Raw genomic sequence first — 18,513 nt, 5'->3', positions numbered from 1 at the left:
CATACCATGATTGATTCCTACATAAAGTCAAAATAATATCGGATCACATGGAAGAAGATCGGTGCTGAATATGCCAGGCTGTCCACACGCGTTAGATAGCTTTTTTTTATTACAGCGGATTTTTCGTTATCTCCGATCAGAAGGTCCCGTTTTAATACGGAAATTGCTAAGCTTCCTCCAAAGCAGGCAACACTAATAATCAAACCGGATAAAATCCCGAAAAGCTCATCCAAAGGTGTCAGGTAGGCATACAGGTTATAGGAGACACCTGTCGTCACAAATGTGGAAATGATAAATCCTTCCCAGGTAATATTCGGGTTGGAGGATGGGACGACCTTCCTTTTTCCAATAAAGACGGATACGAGGAACTGTACCACGTCATGCAGCTGTGTAAGGACCACCAAATAGAGTACAAGGTTGGCACCGTATTCTGGTGATGCAGTCTGATAGAACGCAAGATGACTCAATCCAAACACCATCAGCATCAATCCCCATTGCGTGGAACTTACAGAGCGAAGAAAACCGACCGTTCCATTCCCTAGGATTCGCGGCAGGGGCAAAAAGAGAAAAACATATACCGGGATAAACACAATAAACATGCCATACCAGCCAATATAAATCCAATAAAACTGCAGGGGAATCGAAAGGTATGCCCAAAGAAAAAGCTGTCGATCCACCTTACGGGTTTTTAATATGGAAAAATACTCTTTTAGTGAAAAGAAACATAAAAACATAAGTGCAAATAATGAGACCATAGGATGAAAGAGTGTGGCAATACTGAAGACCACAAGCATCCCCCACCAGGTTTTGGACCGGACAGATAGATCCGAAAAATCCTTTGATGGATTTTTCTTTTTAACAATCAATAAAGCAAGGCTGAAAACAATAAGCCCTAAAGCAATGACCAGCAAGGTAATGACCGCTTCTATTTCAAACATGTTTTTCCCCCTATCTCTCCTTTATTATGAAATTAATGGTTAATTTTGGTCAAGGGAAATTGTATAATAAAAGAGGGAATTCTTTCTATTATTCTATAAGTCTGGGGTTTGATTAATGATGGACCAAGCATACGTCTATATATTACTGACAGATACCGGTACACTGTTTACCCGTTCCATAAAAAAATACACAAAGGCACCCTACAACCACGTTTCTTTGTCTTTCGATTCAGACCTGATGGAACTATATAGTTTTGGTCGCAAGAAACCGAGTAACCCGCTGAATGGCGGATTTGTAAAAGAGGATGTCGAGTTCGGCACCTATCGTAATTATCCCGGCACCACATGTGTTATTTATAAACTGCCTGTTACAGGAAGGGAAGTTGAGAAGATGAGGCGCATCATCGGGGTCTTTCAGAAGAAGGAGAAGAAATGGTTCTATAACCTTTTAGGTGTACTAGGCGTTTCCATCAATGAACCGGTTGAAATCGACTCCACTTATTTCTGTTCGCAATTTGTCTCCGATGTCCTGCATAGATCCGGAATCAAGCTCTGGGATAAGCTCCCTTCCCTTGTCACGCCGGATGACTTCCGCAAAAGCGATAGATTGGAATGGATATATGAAGGAAAGCTATATGATTATGAGCCTGTTAAATCACGTTTAAAATGAATGGTCCATTATAAAGGACGAAAAGCCATTTTCTGCTTTCGTCCTTTATACATTTTCCTTACACACCACCATCTTGATTGCTATTTTCCATCTGTTGCATATCTTCAAGGGACATTTCTTCAGCACTATCCAATACTTCCTGTGGAACGGTGATATCGCCAACCTCATCAAAGTTCGATAGAGTTGAATTCATGTTCTGGATGCTTGTTATATTTTCCCCTTCGATGTCCATTTCCATATCCATCATCATGACAATATTCATTTGGTAAAAGGTTTCCTTGTCAATATGAAGTTCATAGTCCAGCTGATTGATAGACATCATGGACATCATCTCCTCCATCATGCCACCCATCTCCTCGCCCATCATACTGCCGAACATTGAGATCATTTCATTGTATTGCTCACCGGAACCAGAGAAGTTAAGTATGTATACATCCCCCTCTTCCGACAGCTTCATTTCATCGGAATACCCTTTCAACATCTCAAGCTGCTGGGCAGGATTGGTCTGCATGTCAGATAAGGAATTCAATTCCGAAGTAAACTCATCAGGCATCTTAAACCATTTCCCTGCCATCTGGTCAAGGATAAAAAAGCCATCTGCAGTAAAGTAAGACTCCGTCTCCATTCCTTCCATCATGCTTTCTGCATCTTCCATGGAGTTTACTTGATACATCGAAACAGGATCAAGTGTCATGTCCGTCTTGGTGGAGGTGACCATATTGATTGGCTCTTCCCCTTCCATCGTGATTTCCTGCTCGGAAGCCATCTCCATGGAATAGCTCTTTAATGATGACATTGCTGCTATTGATTTTTGTAGAACCTGGTCCGCCGTCAGGGATTCGTTCTCCGTATTATCCTGCTCTTCTGCCTCTGTTACACCGTTGACTTCCTTATTGTTTGATGACGCATTATTCTGTTCACCATTTCCGGTTGTTGAATTTCCACAAGCAGCCAACATCATTACGGACAGAATACCCGCCAACCACATCTTTAACACTCTCACTTGATCCTCTCCTGTTCACATTTCTTTTTTATCCACCCTACTTCTTACCCCTAAAAAGGGTAAATAATACATTTTTTCAAAATAATTATTGATAGGGATTCAACTATATCTACGATTCTTCTTGACTAAGGTTTCATAAAATGTAATTTTTAGTAAAATGGAACTATGTTAAGGTAAAGGGTAGAGGTGGTAGGAAATGGACATATATTAGGAAACAATATTACTAGAAGGGATGGTTGCTTTGATCGTTTTAATTTCGAATTTGAAAATGACCCTGTTTCAAGCCTCAGGGTCATTTTCACACTGCATATTTTAGAAAAAACACTCAGTCTCTAATTTCCACTTTGAACTTTATGTTACTGCGGTCTTTGACTTTCGGAATTTCCATTGGATATCCGATGTGCAGTAGTCCTACAACCATTTTCTCTGGATCCACACCGAGTTCTGCGCGGAAGGAAGGCTCCTCCATAAATACTGGAGTTTTCCAGACCGTTCCTATACCCTTTTCCCAAGCAAGAAGCTGGAAGTTTTGAATAAATGCCGAGGTGGCCGCAAAATCTTCAAGTTGTACTTTAGGTGTTTCTGATTTTTTGCATAGAACAAGGATATGCACTGGACAACTTTGATAGGTCGTTTTCATCTTAGAAATCTTCTCTACCTGTTTATCCTGAGGCAAAGATTTCATTTTTTCACTTTCCACCGCTTTCTTTAAAGCCGCCGTACATAGTTTCTCCTTGGCATTATCCCGGAAAAGAATGAAGGACCATGGCTCCCTAAGCTTGTGGTTTGGTGCAAAGCTTGCATCCTGAAGCAACTCAAGCAATAGATCGGTTGGTATGTCGTCACTCCTGAAACTGCGGATGCTTCTTCTTTCTCTAATTACGCTTCTTATAGAGTCTCCCATGAATAGCCTCCAGGATTATTCTAATACTTTTTCGACTTCTTTTACCATTTCCGATACGGATGTCAGTCCCCCACCGGACAGGTACCAGTAATTCGGATCAAGATAAATGACATTGTCTTCTTTTACTGCTTTCACTTGTTTCATCAAATCATTGTCCAATAATGTTTTGGCGGAGGACTCTCCTTCCACTGCAGCCCCTCTGTCGATGACAAATAGATAATCAGGGTTTTTTTCCATGATATATTCAAAGGACACATTCTGACCGTGAGTGGATACTTCGATACTATCATCTGCAGGTGTAAATCCAAATTGATCATGTAAAATACCAAAACGGGAACCCGGCCCATATGCACTGATATTCCCTTCATTTGTTAATATGATAAGCGATGTCTTGTCAAGAGCAGAAGCTTTCTCATGTAAGGTATTGATGGCTTTTTCCACATTACCCAATTCTGTTTTAACTTGATCTTCTTTCCCAAATATTTCACCAAGGGCTGTCATATTTTCTTTATATGAATCCATATAGCGTGTAGTGTCAACACCTAAGAAAACAGTTGGGGCAATGTCAGATAATTCTTCATATGCATCTGTTTGTCTTCCCGAAATAATTATTAACTCAGGCGCCAATGAGTAGATTTTCTCAAAATCAGGTTCTTTCAAGCTTCCTACATTTTCATAGGAAGAATCTTCATATTTAGATAAATATGGAGGGATATTCGCTTGAGGAACGCCTAAAACCGGAACGTCCAATTTATCCAGGGAATCCAGTATACCAAAATCAAAAACTACAACTTTTTGCGGATTTTTTGGTACAACCGTTTCTCCCAGTTGATGTTTGATTGTCAGTTCCTTCGTAGCCTCAGCGGACGCAGTCGTTGTTTCATTTGTTTCTTTGTTCACATTTTCTTTAGACGTGCTGTTTCCAATTCCGCACGCCGCTGTAACCAACGCAATGAAGAAGGTAATTATTAGAATGGATAATTTGTTTTTCATTTCTCTACACCTCATATTTTTTTTATTTGATATTTTTTTTTATTGAAAAAGCTGCCAGTCTTATGGGACTTTTCCAATATTATGCCGGAAGATTACCACCATCGATCCCATCCTCTCTAAGAAAAGTAGATACAGATGTTATTTCCATTGATGTTTTCGATTTGGATATCAAGTTCGTATATTTCTTTTAATACTTTTTCAACCACTATTTCATTCGTTGGTCCTTCCTTGACCAGTTTTCCATCCTTCAGCGCCACAATGTAGTCCGAATAGCAGGATGCAAAGTTGATGTCATGGATGACAATAATCACCGTCTTACCCAGCTCATCAACTAGTCGTCTCAATACTTTCATTATCTGAACGGAATGCTTCATATCCAGATTGTTCAAGGGTTCATCCAATAGTATGTAATCGGTATTTTGGGCAATGACCATTGCGATAAAGGCACGTTGTTGCTGGCCTCCACTTAACTGGTCGAGGAATTTGTGCTGGATTTCCTCCAGTTCCATATAGGAGATTGCTTCCTCCACAAAGTCCCAGTCTGTTTTGGTTAAGTTTCCTTGGGAGTAGGGAAAACGTCCAAAGCTTACAAGTTCTCGAATGGTTAAACGAATGGATAAATGGTTTGCCTGTTTTAGGATGGAAATTTTCTTTGCCATTACATTACTATCAACTTTTGATATATTTTGACCATCTACCTCCACCTCTCCACTGTCCATTCCGACAAGTCTGCTTATCATGGAAAGGACGGTGCTTTTTCCTGCTCCATTAGGACCGATAAATGAGGTGATTTTCCCTTTTTGGATAGTAGTAGATACATGATCCACCACCAATTTCCCGCCATAGCTTTTCGAAATATTTTTCACTTCGACCATTTTTTACTCTCCCTTAATAATAGATAGATAAAGTAGGTGCCACCTATGAAATTGATGATTACGCTGAGTGTTGTACTGAAGGTAAAAACTCTCTCTACAATCAGTTGCCCTCCCACCAAAGCCGATATGCTGATCAATATGGATGCGGTCAACAACTGCTTGTGTTTGTATGTTTTCATAAATTCATAGGTAATGTTTGCAACGAGCAATCCCAGAAAGGTGATTGGTCCCACCAAGGCTGTAGAAAGAGAAACCAGAATGGCAATAACAATCAATAATCTTTGAACGACTTGATTATACGGTACTCCCAAATTGATAGCATGGTCTTTTCCAAGCGATAGCACGTCCAAATATTTGATATATCTGGCTGTATAGAGAAGGATTCCTCCAAATAGGACAAAGCTCAGTATGAGAAGGTCGGAGTTGACATTATTGAAGCTGGCAAACATGCGATCCTGCACCATCATGAACTCATTTGGATCAATCAGTACCTGCATAAAAGTGGAAAGGCTCCCAAACAAAGTTCCAAAAACAATTCCCACTAATAGAAGGAAGTAGATATTGCGACCTTCCCCTTTAAATAGAAAGCGGTATAGGAGCATTGCGAAACCAGCCATTAGTAAAATCGAAATTAAAAAGTTCATATTTTTGTTCATTGCTATGAAACTGGTGGAACCGAATACGAATATAAGGAACGTCTGAATGAGCATATATAGCGAATCAAGTCCAATTATGCTAGGTGTCAAAATACGGTTACTTGTTATTGTCTGGAAAATCACAGTGGAAAATGCAATGGCACTACCAGTCAAAACAATTGCAAATACTTTTATGGCTCGCCTCGGAAGAATATACTCCCAACTTGGACCGATATTGTAAAACAGGAATAATGAACAGATAAGTACTGCCAGACATGCTAAAAGAATAATTCTATAATTTTGTTTCATATGATTTTCTCCTAAACAATAGATAAAGGAAGACCCCGCTTCCGATTACACCGACCGTCATTCCAATCGGAATTTCATATGGATAAATAATGGTCCGTCCGAGGATATCACAGAACAACACAAATACTGCACCTAAAAGAGCGGTATGAGGTAGGTTTTTCTTTAAATGATCACCTTGGTAGATGCTTACTATATTGGGAATGATCAAGCCTAAAAACGGGATCATTCCGACTGTAAGTATGATGATGGAGGTGACAGCTGATACAATGACCAACCCGATATTGACAATCTGCTTATATGGAAGTCCTAAATTAATGGAAAATTCCTCTCCCATCCCTGCAACAGTAAATTTATTGGCAAATAAATAAGTAAGAATAACTAATGGAATGCTTATGTAAAGAAGTTCGTACCTTCCTTTGATGACCAAGGAGAAATTACCTTGCAACCACGAGGACATATTCTGAATCAGGTCATACTTGTAAGCAAAAAAAGTGGTGATCGACCCTATGATACTGCCGAACATTAAACCAACCAAAGGAATAAAGACTGTATCTTTGAACTTGATCCGATCAAGAATCTTCATAAAAATAAATGTCCCTAAAAGTGCAAATATAAATGCAATACCCATTTTTAAGATAGGACTTGCCGATGCAAAGAGAAGTAAGGAAACCAAAACACCTAATCTTGCAGAGTCCATCGTTCCAGCAGTTGTCGGGGAGACAAATTTATTTCTCGTAAGTTGCTGCATGATTAACCCGCAAATGCTCATGCTCACACCGGCAATAATGATGCTGATTAATCGTGGAATTCTGCTCAGCAACAGAATCTGCAATTGTTCATTATCTAAATTTAATAAATCAAATGGACTCATTTCCTTTACACCGATAAAGAGTGAGACAATCGATAAAAGGATAAGGACTCCAAGTAAATATCTTCTTTTCATTACTTCCATTCCTAACTAAAATTATTTAAAAAGATCGAAATTTTTATTGATATGGATAATCATTCTCATTGACTAATAAAAAAATAAGACCAACCTCACTGATAATGATAATGATTATCAGTATTGATTGTCAATAGGTTTTGAAAAAATACTTGTTTAAACAAGTGTTTTTTTAAAATCACCAATGGTATGGTGATTTTTTCCACAAACTCTTCATATCAGGTTTTTTCTGATTTTATCCAATATATGAAGACAGTTATTTACTTCATCCAAATCCAATCCCTTCGTAGCATCTTCAATGGTTCGTTTGGCAAATCCAGTCAGTTCACCTTCAATCTGCTTCGCTTCCTTCGTTAGAAAAATCAAATTGATTCTGGCGTCAATCGGGTGGGAAACACGTTTTACCAACCCTCTTTTAATCATATTGTCCACCAATCGAGATACACTTGGCTGATCTTTTTCATTTAATTCTGCGATTTTGTTTTGCGTTAAACCATCATTCTCGTAAAGTCTGCTCAATATTTGCCATTGTTCATGTGTAACGGGAAAATTGTTATCTTTAAAATGGCGATTTATACGGTTATTTATTAAACGTGAAGCCTGGAAAAGTTTATAGCCAAGTGAATCATCCAACCTATATTCTTTTTCACTCATACAAATCACTCCAAAATAATTATTAGTAGTTACTTGTTTATACAAGTATAAATTAAAAAATCTAACTTCATTATAATTCAATAGCCATAGTAGTTGCAGATAAAAACCATCTTTCAACAGAAAGATGGTTTATGTTCATATTATTAGACAACTGAATAGGATTTTCTCTTTTTTTCGTATAATTCTATCTGGTTGGTATACATCTCGGTTAAACCAATGTCATCGAGTCCTTTTAATAGCATTCTTTTCCGATAAGGGTCGGTTTCAAACGGAATGACGGGATCTTCGTGCAAGGTAATAACTTGCGATTCAAGATCTACAGTCAAAGTTAGATCTTTTGCCATCTGAAAAAGCTGTTCCACTTGATCCTCGGGAAGAACAATTGGCAAAATCCCATTTTTAAAGCAGTTATTGTAAAAGATATCCGCATATGACGGCGCAATCACCACTTTGATTCCATAATCCAAAAGTGCCCAGGGTGCATGCTCTCTAGAGGAGCCGCATCCAAAATTGCTGCGCGCCAATAGGATGGACGCTCCGTTATATTCTGCTTGGTTCATCACAAATTTCTCGTTTGGCTGTCCTTGGTCGTCAAATCTCCAATCGTAGAATAGAAACTGGCCAAATCCAGTTCGTTCAATTCTCTTTAGAAATTGCTTAGGAATGATCTGATCTGTGTCCACATTGGCTTTGTCCAAAGGGATGACTTTTCCAATATGTTCAACAAGCGGTTCCATTACACAACCCCCTCCTTTTCAAGCCTCAGTTCGTTTATATGGACAAAATGGCCTTTTATTGCGGCTGCGGCTGCCATTGCAGGACTGACAAGATGCGTGCGAGCACCCCTTCCTTGTCTACCTTCAAAGTTCCGGTTAGAGGTGGAGGCACAGCGCTTTCCAGCTGGAACGACATCCGGATTCATGCTGAGGCACATGCTGCATCCCGCTTCTCTCCATTCAAAACCGGCTTCCAAAAACACTTCATGCAATCCTTCTGATTCTGCTTGTTGCTTTACATTTTTAGACCCTGGGACCACTAGAGCTGTCACACCTGGAGAAACTGTTCTTCCCTTAACAACCTCTGCTGCCTCACGCAGATCTTCTATTCGGGAGTTGGTACAGGAACCAATGAAGATATAGTCGATGATGATATCTGTAATCTTCATTCCTGGCGTCAATCCCATATATTCAATGGCTTGTGCAACAGACTTTTTTTCTGTTTCACTTTCGATATCAGCAGGGTCTGGCACCAATCCACTGATTGATGTGCCCATCGAAGGATTGGTGCCCCATGTGACTTGTGGTTCGAGATTGGTGATATCAAAATCAATAACTTTATCATATACTGCACCTGCATCCGATCTTAACGCGTACCACTCCACCTCGGCACGATCCCGTTCCTCCCCTACAGGTGCATATTTTCTTCCTTTCAGATAGGAGAAGGTTGTTTCATCCGGGGCAACAAGACCCGCCCGAGCACCAGCCTCAATTGCCATGTTGCAAACGGTCATCCTTTCCTCCATGGACATATCTTCGATGACTTTTCCTGTGAACTCCAGTACGTATCCTGTACCAAAAGCCGTCCCGTATTTTGCGATTACAGCCAGGATGATATCTTTGGCTGATACCCCAAGTGGCCTAAGCCCTTGGAAATCAACCTTTAATGTTTTCGGCTTGGATTGCCACAGGCATTGTGTTGCAAGGACATGCTCCACTTCGCTTGTTCCGATTCCAAATGCCAATGCACCGAATGCCCCATGTGTAGAGGTATGGCTATCTCCACAAACAATCGTTTTACCTGGAAGGGTAAGACCCAATTCAGGGCCAATAACATGGACAATCCCTTGATCGGCACTATTCAAGTCTGCCAAGCGGATACCGAATTCCTTGCAGTTTTTTTCCAAGGTACTCATCTGTTTCGCTGCAATCTCGTCTGTGACATGAAATGGATTAATCGTTGGCACGTTATGGTCCATGGTGGCAAATGTGAGTTCGGGCTGTCTGACCTTTCTGCCGTTCAATCTTAATCCTTCAAAGGCCTGGGGGGATGTCACCTCATGTACTAGGTGCAAATCAATGTATAATAAATTGGGCTTATTGTCTTCTTTCACGACTGTATGCTGATCCCAAATCTTTTCGAATAATGTTCTCGGCTGCATGTCACTCACCTTCCGCATCATAATTTCGATTACTTTTTCTATCAGCTCTTGATAGGTGCCTTCAGATAGCCTCTTACCACTTCTCCCATTTGTGTGGTACACAGCACTCTCTCCCATTCACTACCAATATCATGCGTACGATATCCCTGTTCAAGGGCTTGTTCCACAGCTTTCTCGACCGCATCTGCCTCATCCATCAATCCCAGTGAATGCCTCAAAAGCAAAGCTACCGATAAAATCGTGGCAAGTGGATTGGCAATATCCTTTCCTGCAATATCTGGAGCTGAACCATGAATAGGTTCATAGAGTCCTGGACCTTCCACTCCCAAGCTTGCTGACGGCAGCATACCAAGGGAGCCTGTCAGCATCGATGCTTCGTCACTCAATATATCCCCAAACATGTTTTCCGTCACAATGACATCAAATTGTCTGGGATTACGGATCAGCTGCATCGCTGCATTGTCGACAAGCATATGACTTAATTCCACATCCGGGTAATCTGAAGCCACTCGTGTCGCCACCTCCCGCCAGAGTCTGCTGCTTTCCAATACATTCGCTTTATCCACAGACATGAGCTTTCTTTTACGGCTTTGTGCCAACTCAAAGGCTTTCCGGATAATGCGTTCCATTTCCTGTTCCGTGTAATAGAGGGTATCTACCACTTCCACTCCCTTTTCCCCTACTCTTCGTTCCCTGGGAGACCCGAAGTAGATGCCTCCTGTAAGCTCACGGACTATCAATATATCAGTGTCCAGAACTACCTCTCTCTTTAGCGGGGAACTATGGATCAAGGATGAAAACAGCGTAACAGGTCGCAGGTTGGCATATAGCTGTAAAGCTTTCCGGATGCCAAGCAATCCTGTCTCAGGCTTTCGTTCAGGGGATTCAACGTCCCATTTCGGTCCACCAACCGCCCCCAAGAGAATAGCATCACTCTTTTTACAAATTTCCACCGTTTCTTCGGGAAGAGGAGTTCCCGCTTCATCCACGGCAACTCCTCCAATTTTCCCATACGTAATTTCAAATTGATGATTATATTGCGTTCCGATCTCTTGAAGTAGAAGGACTGCTTCCTTTACTACCTCAGGACCTATTCCGTCACCTGGTAAAACGGCAATCTTATAGCTGCTCAACTGACCTCCACTCCTTTGGTTGAATACCTTGCAAACTTTTCTTTGATGGAAAGCCGGTTTACTGCATCCAAATAAGCTTTTGCGGATGCTTCCAACACATCGTGTTCTATGCCTCTTCCGCTGCTCACTTCTCCATCACACTTTATTTTCACGTAAACTTCAGCGAGGGCATCGCTGCCGTAAGTTGTGGATTGAATGCGGTAATCCAATAGGGAAATATCTTTTTTAAGGATTCTGGATATTGTGTTATAGACCGATTCGACACTCCCTTTTCCTGTAGCAGACTCCTGCAGAACATCCCCATCTTCTGTCTGGATGGCAATGGTCGTAGTTGGAATAATATTGGACCCATAAGAAATTTGCAGGGTTTCCATTTGATAATGTGGAAACAGTCCTTTTACTGAAGAGTCCATCATAAGGGCAAAGATGTCGTCTTCTGTAACTTCTTTCTTTTTGGCTGTCAGATCCTTGAACGCCTTGAATAGTTTCTTGCCTTCCTCTTCATTTAGATAGAGACCAAGTTCCTCGCATCTTTGCTTGAAGGCATGGCTTCCGGAGTGTTTACCTAAGACCATCTTGTTGGAGTTGAGACCGACCATTTCCGGATTGATCACTTCATAGGTGCTTTTGTTTTTCAGGACGCCATCCTGGTGTATCCCGGATTCATGTGCAAAAGCATTTGCTCCGACTACCGCTTTGTTTTGTGGGACAATCATACCTGTCAACTTGCTGACGAGATTACTTGTTCTGACTGTCTGGGTCAGATCAATATTCGTTTCCACTCGGTAGACATCTTTTCTGATTTGCAATGCCACGATGATTTCCTCTAAGGAAGCATTGCCTGCCCGCTCTCCTATTCCGTTAATGGTGCCTTCGATCTGATCGACACCACTTTGAATGGCTGATAAAGAATTGGAGACAGCCATCCCTAAATCGTCATGGCAATGAGCCGAGAGTTTAACTTTATTGATGTTGGGGACATGATTTTTAATATATGTGATTAACTGAGCATATTCATCTGGTGTTGTATATCCCACCGTGTCCGGAAGATTGATGACAGTTGCTCCTGCATCAATGACCTTTTCAATGATATGTGCCAGAAAAGGCCATTCACTTCTAGTTGCATCCTCTGCAGACCATTGGACATGTGTAAAAAAGCGGCAAGCGTATTCTACAGCCTCTACAGCCGCTTCCACTACTTCCTTCGGCTTCTTCTTCAGCTTATATTCCATATGAATGGGAGAGGTGGCCAGGAAAACATGGATTCCGGGTTTTGCTGCATCTTTTACTGCTTCATAGACTGCATCAATATCCGACTTTACCGCTCTTGCCAAACCTACTACCGTAGCTTTCTTGATTGTTCTCGCTATCTGCTGCACCGCCTGGAAATCCCCATAGGAGGAAGCAGGAAAGCCTGCCTCCATCACATCCACGCCATACCTTTCCAATTGAAGGGCAATCTCAAGCTTTTCATGGGGATGAAGATTGACTCCTGCTGACTGTTCCCCATCTCTTAATGTGGTATCAAATATGTCAACCTTTCGCACTGCCAACCACTCCTTTCTTATTCGATTGAATGAATGGCATTTTAGCACGGAGCTCCCTTCCTACCACTTCGAGTGGATGCTGCTTTTCCTGATCATTGATCGCATGGAACATTGGGCGGTTAGCCTGGTTCTCAAGCACCCAGCCTTTTGCAAACTGACCGGATTGGATCTCACTTAAGATTTTTCTCATTTCGTCTTTCGTTCCGTCATTCACTACTCTTGGACCTGCTGTAAAATCTCCCCACTGAGCAGTGTCCGAGATGGAGTAGCGCATTCCCTCCAACCCGTTTTCATATAGAAGGTCTACTATTAATTTCAATTCGTGCAAACACTCAAAATACGCGACTTCCGGCTGATAGCCCGCCTCGACGAGTGTTTCAAAACCGGCTTTTACCAGTGCAGTCGTTCCACCGCATAAGACTGCCTGTTCCCCGAATAGATCTGTTTCCGTTTCTTCCTTGAACGTCGTTTCCATTACTGCCGCTCTGCCAGCTCCAACAGCTTTGCTATAGGCCAATGCAACTTCTTTTGCTTCCCCGGAGGCATCCTGATGGACTGCAAAAAGAGCTGGAACTCCGCCGCCTTCTTTAAACACGCGTCTGACCAGATGACCTGGTCCCTTAGGTGCAACCAAGAATACATCTACATCTTTCGGTGGAACAACCTGATGGAAATGGACATTGAATCCATGTGCAAATGCCAACGCTTTTCCAGCAGTCAAATGGGGCTCAATTTCCTGTTTGAACACTTCCGGTTGCCTTTCATCCGGGAGGAGGACCATGACTACATCCGCCTTTGCCACTGCTTCAGCTACAGAAGATACCTGGAATCCGTCCTCCTGTGCCTTTTGCCAGGATCCTCCTGGTCGAACCCCCACTACCACTTCCACTCCGCTGTCCCTTAAGTTTTGTGCATGAGCATGACCTTGCGAACCATATCCTACCACCGCTACTGTTTTCCCATTTAATGCCGCTTGTGAAATGTCATCGTTATAATACATTTTTGCTGCCATTTTTCTTCCTCCTTTTTGTAAAATTCAGTTAATTGGAAAGAGCAATCTGCTCGGAAATGTCTGTAATTTGTATGACGTCAATCTGCTTATCCAGCTGGAGCTTTATTCTTTCTACTTCCTGCTCCTCCACCACATTGACAACAATGGTCATAAGGGAGATGGACGATTCATTGACCGGTGCGACTGCCAGGCTTTCAATATTCAGTCCTTTTCTTAAAAACAGGTTGGTCAACCGGTTCAATACACCAAGTTGATTGTTCACAAGGAGCGAGAGTGTCCGCTTCATGGCTTCACACCTTCCATTTGTTGAATTCCTTTTCCAGGGGCGATCATCGGATAGACGTTCTCCTTCGATGTCACCCGGCAGTCCAAGAGATAAGGTTCGTCTGTTGCAAGTGCTTCCGCAAAAGCCGTTCGAAACTCCTCTTCGTTTTGAACAATGGCCGCTTTGATTCCAAAAGCATCCGATAGTTTCACATAATCCGGCTGATTGGGCAATAGGGATTCCGAATATCTTTCCTGATAGAACAGCTGCTGCCACTGGCGTACCATTCCCATGGATTGATTATTGACGAGCACTACTTTTACAGGAAGCTTATATTCTTTTAGAACGGCCAGCTCCTGAAGCGTCATCTGGAACCCGGCATCACCAAGGACAGCTATAACGGCGGCATCCTTGTCCGCCACCTGCGCACCGATTGCGGCAGGTAAGCCAAACCCCATTGTCCCCAAGCCACCCGATGTTACCCATCTATCAGGCTCCCTGAAACCATGGAACTGTGCTGCCCACATTTGATGCTGGCCGACATCCGTTGTGATGATGGCTTCCCCTTTGGAAAGCTCATGAACTAGCTCCAATAATCGTTGCGGTTTGAATGTTTTGCCATCTTCTACATACCATAATGGAAATTCTTCCTTTGATTGAAGCAAGCGCTCCAGCCACTCCCCTTTATCCCCTGTTTCCAGTGCTTCATCCAATAGTAATTGAAGAGATTTTGAGGCATCGCCGACTACCGGGTAATCTGTCGGTACGTTTTTTCCGATTTCCGATGGATCGATATCAAAATGGACAACTTTTGCGAATTTAGCAAACTCCTGAAGGTTGCCTGTCAACCTATCATCAAATCTTGCACCGATATTGATGATTAGATCGGCTTCATATAAAGCCATATTGGCCGTATAGGTTCCATGCATCCCTGCCATTCCCAGAAATAAAGGGTGGTCATGTGGGAAGCTTCCCAAACCCAGTAATGTGTTGGCCACAGGAATGGTCGTTTTGGCAACGAACTCTTTTAGTAGATTGCTTGCTTTACTGTGGAGAACGCCTGCACCTGCAAGAATGACGGGCTTGTTGGCTTTTTTGATGGCCTGTGCCACCTTTTTGATCGCGTCAACTTCTGGTTCTGTTTGTAATTTGTATCCCGGCAGATGTACCTCTTTGGAATAATCGTAGATTCCTGAGGTAGCCGTAATGTCTTTTGGAATGTCGATCAGAACTGGTCCAGGTCTCCCTGTTGAAGCAATATGGAAAGCTTCCTTAAATATTCTTGGCAATTCTTTTACATCCTGGACCTGGAAATTATGTTTGGTTATTGGCATGGAAATCCCGAGAATCGGTGCTTCCTGGAAAGCATCTGATCCAAGTACCTGTGAATTGACCTGACCGGTAATGACTACAAGCGGAAGCGAATCTATCATGGCATCCGCGAGACCAGTCACAATATTCGTGGCGCCGGGACCTGAGGTGGCAATCACTACGCCGGGCTTGCCTGTAATGCGCGCATATCCTTCTGCAGCATGTATCGCTCCCTGCTCATGCCTAGTCAACAGATGAGGAATGCCTCCATCATATAATGCATCATATATATTAAGGACTGCTCCTCCAGGATAACCGAAGATCACCTCTACCTTCTCTTCCTTCAAGGCCTCCACAATCATGCGAGATCCTGTCAGTATCTTTTGTGCCACCTTCGTGCCACTGGTTTCTGCTGTACTCATTTGTTCTCCACCTCCTTATTTTTATACTTTCAATACACCGCCTGTATTAGCAGAAGTGACGAGCGCCGCATATCTGGCCAAGTATCCGCTTTTCACTTTCGGCTCGGGAGGCTGCCAATTGGTTTTACGGGCTGCCAATTCTTCCTTTTCCACAAGCAGATAAATGGTACGTTTCTCTAAATCTATCTGAATGGTGTCCCCATTTTCTACAAAAGCAATAGGGCCTCCTTCTGCTGCTTCAGGGGATATATGACCAATGGAAATTCCCCTCGTGGCCCCTGAGAATCTACCATCCGTAATCAATGCTACTTTTGTCGATAAGCCTCTGCCGGCAATGGATGATGTCGGTGCCAGCATTTCCGGCATGCCCGGTCCGCCTTTAGGACCCTCATAACGGATGACTACCACATGACCTTCCCTGACTTGGCCACCATCAATTCCTTTTTGTGCCTCTTCCTGTGATTCAAAGATGATCGCTTCCCCGGTAAAGGACTTGATGGAGGGGTCCACTGCTCCAACCTTGATTACTCCCCCATTTGGTGCCAGATTCCCAAATAGAATGCTGAGGCCTCCAACCGGACTGTATGGATTGTCTTTCCTCCTGATCACCCTGTCATTGACTATCTGGGCATGGTCTACTACTTCCTCGATGCTTTGTCCTGAAATCGTCAAGCGCCCTGGATGGATGGCGCCTTCAATCTGGCAAAGCTCCTTGATGATGGCACTGACTCCTCCTGCTTCATGGACGTCTTCCATGCTATAGTCTGAAGCGGGGCTTACTTTGCAAAGGTATGGCACTCGCTCTGCGATTTTATTGATATCTTCAAGTTTATATTCAATCCCAGCCTCATGGGCAATGGCGAGTGTATGTAGAACGGTATTTGTGGAGCCGCCCATCGCCATATCCAATGCAAAAGCGTCATCAATTGCTTCTTTTGTAATAATGTCGCGTGGCCTCACATCTTCTTCAATTTGCCTCATGAGATGTTTGGCCGCGTCCCGGATCAGCTGGTGGCGTCCTTCTGAAGTTGCGACCATGGTACCGTTCCCAGGCAGAGCCACTCCCAGCATTTCCATCAATGTATTCATCGAATTTGCTGTAAACATCCCAGAGCAGGAACCACAGGTTGGACAGGCGCTCGATTCGATTTCAAGAAGCTCTTCACGGCTCATTTTACCGGCAAGCACGCTTCCGACCCCTTCAAAGACTGATACAAGGGACAATGGCGCACCATCCTTTGTTCGACCTGCCTCCATAGGGCCTCCTGAAACGAAAACTGCGGGTACATTGGTTCTTGCTGCCGCCATCAGCATTCCAGGAGTGATTTTATCGCAATTGGGAATGTAGAATACCCCATCAAACCAGTGTGCATTAATAACTGTTTCCGCTGAGTCGGCAATCAATTCCCTGCTGGGCAGAGAGTAGCGCATCCCTATATGCCCCATTGCGATCCCGTCATCCACTCCGATGGTATTGAATTCGAAAGGAACACCTCCCGCATCCCGAATCGCATCTTTCACCACTTCCGCAAATTTATTTAGATGCATATGTCCCGGGATAATATCCACATAGGAATTGCAAACGCCGATGAACGGCTTATCCATATCTTCATCCTTCACACCAGCCGCCCGCAGCAAGCTGCGATGGGGAGCCCGGTCGATTCCTCGTTTGATTGTATTGCTTCTCATGGTAGTCGGTTCCCTCCTTCTTACGTTTCTTTATTGGTTCAATTCGTAGGGGCCAGGCCCCTCTTTAGTGATTTAGCGCTTCACCCAACAAAACACCACCACTGATTTCCCAGCCAACCTGGTTTTTTTCTGGATATACTTTCAGTCCGTCTTCTACTACAAGTTTGCGGAAGTGGTTGAGCAGATTGTGTGTTTCTTTTCCCGGCTTTCCGTCCGCAATCATTCTTGCGTCAAGGCTTACAACCGGAATGACCTCAGCCGCCGTTCCTGTAAGGAATACTTCATCTGCCACATATACATCATGTCTTGTGAATGGCTCTTCGCGAACATCATAGCCAAGCTCCTTTGCCAGGTCGATGATGGCGTTTCGGGTGATTCCCTCTAACGCTCCTACATAGCTTGGAGGGGTCAGGAGTTTTTTCCCTTTAAGGATAAAGATGTTCTGTCCGGATCCTTCTGCAACATAGCCTTCCGTATTTAAAGTTAGAGCCTCATTCGCTCCTGCCATGTTGGCTTCGGCTTTTACCATGATGTTATTCAAATAATTGAGTGATTTTACTTTTGGACTTAGGATATCAGGTCGGTTACGTCTGGTTGGGACGGTAACCATGCTGATACCAACGTCGTACAGTTCTTTTGGGAATAATGCCAGCTGCTCGGCAATGACAATCAGATTTGGAGTTTTGCATTTTGTGGGATCTAAACCGAGATCGCCGACTCCTCTGGAAACCACCAATCGAATGTAGGCTGTGTCATACAGCTTGTTTTTCCTCAGGGTCTCGACGATAATGTCCTCTAGCTCAGACATGGTATAGGGGATGTTTAAAAGAATGGATCTTGCTGAATCATAAAGTCTTTCTAGATGTTCACGAAGGCGGAATACATTTCCGTCGTACATTCGGATACCTTCAAAGATGCCATCTCCGTAAAGGAACCCGTGATCATATACAGATACAACTGCCTTCTCTTTTTCTACTAATTGGCCATTCATATAGATGTATCTACACATAGCTAATCTCCTCTTTCTTTGTTTTATTGTTTGAATATTCTGA

At 43.0% G+C, this 18,513-nt stretch carries 18 protein-coding genes; 1 reads left to right on the top strand and 17 read right to left on the bottom strand.

Annotated features, from left to right (window positions below):
• Nucleotides 1-17 precede the first annotated feature (17 nt).
• On the bottom strand, nt 18-938 hold the full coding sequence (locus tag ACQCT5_RS12845; protein ID WP_499642427.1) for a phosphatidate cytidylyltransferase: 921 nt from the start codon (nt 936-938) through the stop codon (nt 18-20).
• Between the two features lie 115 nt (nt 939-1,053).
• On the opposite strand from ACQCT5_RS12845, the gene ACQCT5_RS12840 reads away from it, so the two are divergent.
• Nucleotides 1,054-1,608, top strand: coding sequence for a hypothetical protein (locus ACQCT5_RS12840; RefSeq protein ID WP_499642426.1), 555 nt, complete (start codon nt 1,054-1,056; stop codon nt 1,606-1,608).
• A 58-nt stretch (nt 1,609-1,666) separates the two neighbouring features.
• Here ACQCT5_RS12840 and ACQCT5_RS12835 read toward each other — a convergent pair whose 3' ends face one another.
• The 16 genes from ACQCT5_RS12835 to ilvE all read right to left on the bottom strand — a co-directional run bounded on the left by ACQCT5_RS12835 (nt 1,667) and on the right by ilvE (nt 18,470).
• A complete protein-coding gene (locus tag ACQCT5_RS12835; protein WP_499642425.1) occupies nt 1,667-2,611 on the bottom strand; it encodes a DUF6612 family protein in 945 nt (314 codons plus the stop codon).
• A gap of 325 nt (nt 2,612-2,936) precedes the next feature.
• Nucleotides 2,937-3,515, bottom strand: coding sequence for a nitroreductase family protein (locus tag ACQCT5_RS12830; protein ID WP_499642424.1), 579 nt, complete (start codon nt 3,513-3,515; stop codon nt 2,937-2,939).
• Between the two features lie 15 nt (nt 3,516-3,530).
• Nucleotides 3,531-4,508, bottom strand: coding sequence for a siderophore ABC transporter substrate-binding protein (locus tag ACQCT5_RS12825; RefSeq protein WP_499642423.1), 978 nt, complete (start codon nt 4,506-4,508; stop codon nt 3,531-3,533).
• A 116-nt stretch (nt 4,509-4,624) separates the two neighbouring features.
• Complete coding sequence (locus ACQCT5_RS12820; RefSeq protein WP_499642422.1) at nt 4,625-5,383, bottom strand: iron ABC transporter ATP-binding protein; 759 nt, start codon at nt 5,381-5,383, stop codon at nt 4,625-4,627.
• Nucleotides 5,371-6,327 (bottom strand): iron chelate uptake ABC transporter family permease subunit, encoded by a 957-nt coding sequence (locus ACQCT5_RS12815; RefSeq protein ID WP_499642421.1) that lies wholly within the window; start codon nt 6,325-6,327, stop codon nt 5,371-5,373. Before ACQCT5_RS12815 ends, ACQCT5_RS12820 begins: the two co-directional genes overlap by 13 nt.
• Nucleotides 6,311-7,270 carry an ABC transporter permease gene (locus tag ACQCT5_RS12810; protein WP_499642420.1) on the bottom strand — a complete coding sequence of 320 codons (960 nt, stop codon included), beginning with the start codon at nt 7,268-7,270 and terminating at the stop codon, nt 6,311-6,313. The genes ACQCT5_RS12815 and ACQCT5_RS12810 overlap by 17 nt, the downstream gene beginning before the upstream one ends.
• 213 nt (nt 7,271-7,483) lie before the next feature.
• On the bottom strand, nt 7,484-7,924 hold the full coding sequence (locus tag ACQCT5_RS12805) for a MarR family winged helix-turn-helix transcriptional regulator (RefSeq protein WP_499642419.1): 441 nt from the start codon (nt 7,922-7,924) through the stop codon (nt 7,484-7,486).
• Nucleotides 7,925-8,067: 143 nt separating this feature from the next.
• Nucleotides 8,068-8,661 carry a 3-isopropylmalate dehydratase small subunit gene (leuD, locus tag ACQCT5_RS12800; protein WP_499642418.1) on the bottom strand — a complete coding sequence of 198 codons (594 nt, stop codon included), beginning with the start codon at nt 8,659-8,661 and terminating at the stop codon, nt 8,068-8,070.
• The gene (leuC, locus tag ACQCT5_RS12795; protein ID WP_499642629.1) at nt 8,661-10,082 is read right to left on the bottom strand and encodes a 3-isopropylmalate dehydratase large subunit; all 1,422 of its coding nucleotides are present in this window, start codon (nt 10,080-10,082) and stop codon (nt 8,661-8,663) included. Before leuC ends, leuD begins: the two co-directional genes overlap by 1 nt.
• Nucleotides 10,083-10,123: 41 nt before the next feature.
• Nucleotides 10,124-11,215 carry a 3-isopropylmalate dehydrogenase gene (gene leuB / locus ACQCT5_RS12790; protein WP_499642417.1) on the bottom strand — a complete coding sequence of 364 codons (1,092 nt, stop codon included), beginning with the start codon at nt 11,213-11,215 and terminating at the stop codon, nt 10,124-10,126.
• The gene (locus tag ACQCT5_RS12785; RefSeq protein WP_499642416.1) at nt 11,212-12,762 is read right to left on the bottom strand and encodes a 2-isopropylmalate synthase; all 1,551 of its coding nucleotides are present in this window, start codon (nt 12,760-12,762) and stop codon (nt 11,212-11,214) included. Before ACQCT5_RS12785 ends, leuB begins: the two co-directional genes overlap by 4 nt.
• The gene (ilvC, locus tag ACQCT5_RS12780) at nt 12,749-13,774 is read right to left on the bottom strand and encodes a ketol-acid reductoisomerase (RefSeq protein WP_499642415.1); all 1,026 of its coding nucleotides are present in this window, start codon (nt 13,772-13,774) and stop codon (nt 12,749-12,751) included. Before ilvC ends, ACQCT5_RS12785 begins: the two co-directional genes overlap by 14 nt.
• Before the next feature lie 28 nt (nt 13,775-13,802).
• Entirely contained in the window at nt 13,803-14,060 is a 258-nt protein-coding gene (gene ilvN / locus ACQCT5_RS12775) for an acetolactate synthase small subunit (RefSeq protein WP_204419415.1), read from the bottom strand.
• Nucleotides 14,057-15,772 carry a biosynthetic-type acetolactate synthase large subunit gene (gene ilvB / locus ACQCT5_RS12770; RefSeq protein WP_499642414.1) on the bottom strand — a complete coding sequence of 572 codons (1,716 nt, stop codon included), beginning with the start codon at nt 15,770-15,772 and terminating at the stop codon, nt 14,057-14,059. Before ilvB ends, ilvN begins: the two co-directional genes overlap by 4 nt.
• A gap of 21 nt (nt 15,773-15,793) precedes the next feature.
• Nucleotides 15,794-17,461 (bottom strand): dihydroxy-acid dehydratase, encoded by a 1,668-nt coding sequence (gene ilvD, locus ACQCT5_RS12765; RefSeq protein ID WP_499642413.1) that lies wholly within the window; start codon nt 17,459-17,461, stop codon nt 15,794-15,796.
• A gap of 64 nt (nt 17,462-17,525) precedes the next feature.
• Entirely contained in the window at nt 17,526-18,470 is a 945-nt protein-coding gene (ilvE, locus tag ACQCT5_RS12760; protein ID WP_499642412.1) for a branched-chain-amino-acid transaminase, read from the bottom strand.
• Nucleotides 18,471-18,513 lie beyond the last annotated feature (43 nt).

The organism is Sutcliffiella halmapala (assembly GCF_050107295.1).
In the GTDB taxonomy this organism is placed as follows: Bacteria; Bacillota; Bacilli; order Bacillales; family Bacillaceae_I; genus Sutcliffiella_A; species Sutcliffiella_A halmapala_A.
This window is presented reverse-complemented; position numbering and strand designations above follow the sequence as displayed.

What these genes read in the sequence shown, in the direction of transcription:
- ACQCT5_RS12845 (WP_499642427.1), bottom strand. Translation starts at nt 938, where the DNA reads ATGTTTGAAATAGAAGCGGTCATTACCTTGCTGGTCATTGCTTTAGGG.
- ACQCT5_RS12840 (WP_499642426.1), top strand. Translation starts at nt 1,054, where the DNA reads ATGATGGACCAAGCATACGTCTATATATTACTGACAGATACCGGTACA.
- ACQCT5_RS12830 (WP_499642424.1), bottom strand. Translation starts at nt 3,515, where the DNA reads ATGGGAGACTCTATAAGAAGCGTAATTAGAGAAAGAAGAAGCATCCGC.
- ACQCT5_RS12825 (WP_499642423.1), bottom strand. Translation starts at nt 4,508, where the DNA reads ATGAAAAACAAATTATCCATTCTAATAATTACCTTCTTCATTGCGTTG.
- ACQCT5_RS12820 (WP_499642422.1), bottom strand. Translation starts at nt 5,383, where the DNA reads ATGGTCGAAGTGAAAAATATTTCGAAAAGCTATGGCGGGAAATTGGTG.
- ACQCT5_RS12815 (WP_499642421.1), bottom strand. Translation starts at nt 6,327, where the DNA reads ATGAAACAAAATTATAGAATTATTCTTTTAGCATGTCTGGCAGTACTT.
- ACQCT5_RS12810 (WP_499642420.1), bottom strand. Translation starts at nt 7,270, where the DNA reads ATGAAAAGAAGATATTTACTTGGAGTCCTTATCCTTTTATCGATTGTC.
- ACQCT5_RS12805 (WP_499642419.1), bottom strand. Translation starts at nt 7,924, where the DNA reads ATGAGTGAAAAAGAATATAGGTTGGATGATTCACTTGGCTATAAACTT.
- leuD (WP_499642418.1), bottom strand. Translation starts at nt 8,661, where the DNA reads ATGGAACCGCTTGTTGAACATATTGGAAAAGTCATCCCTTTGGACAAA.
- leuC (WP_499642629.1), bottom strand. Translation starts at nt 10,082, where the DNA reads ATGCAGCCGAGAACATTATTCGAAAAGATTTGGGATCAGCATACAGTC.
- ilvC (WP_499642415.1), bottom strand. Translation starts at nt 13,774, where the DNA reads ATGGCAGCAAAAATGTATTATAACGATGACATTTCACAAGCGGCATTA.
- ilvN (WP_204419415.1), bottom strand. Translation starts at nt 14,060, where the DNA reads ATGAAGCGGACACTCTCGCTCCTTGTGAACAATCAACTTGGTGTATTG.
- ilvB (WP_499642414.1), bottom strand. Translation starts at nt 15,772, where the DNA reads ATGAGTACAGCAGAAACCAGTGGCACGAAGGTGGCACAAAAGATACTG.
- ilvD (WP_499642413.1), bottom strand. Translation starts at nt 17,461, where the DNA reads ATGAGAAGCAATACAATCAAACGAGGAATCGACCGGGCTCCCCATCGC.
- ilvE (WP_499642412.1), bottom strand. Translation starts at nt 18,470, where the DNA reads ATGTGTAGATACATCTATATGAATGGCCAATTAGTAGAAAAAGAGAAG.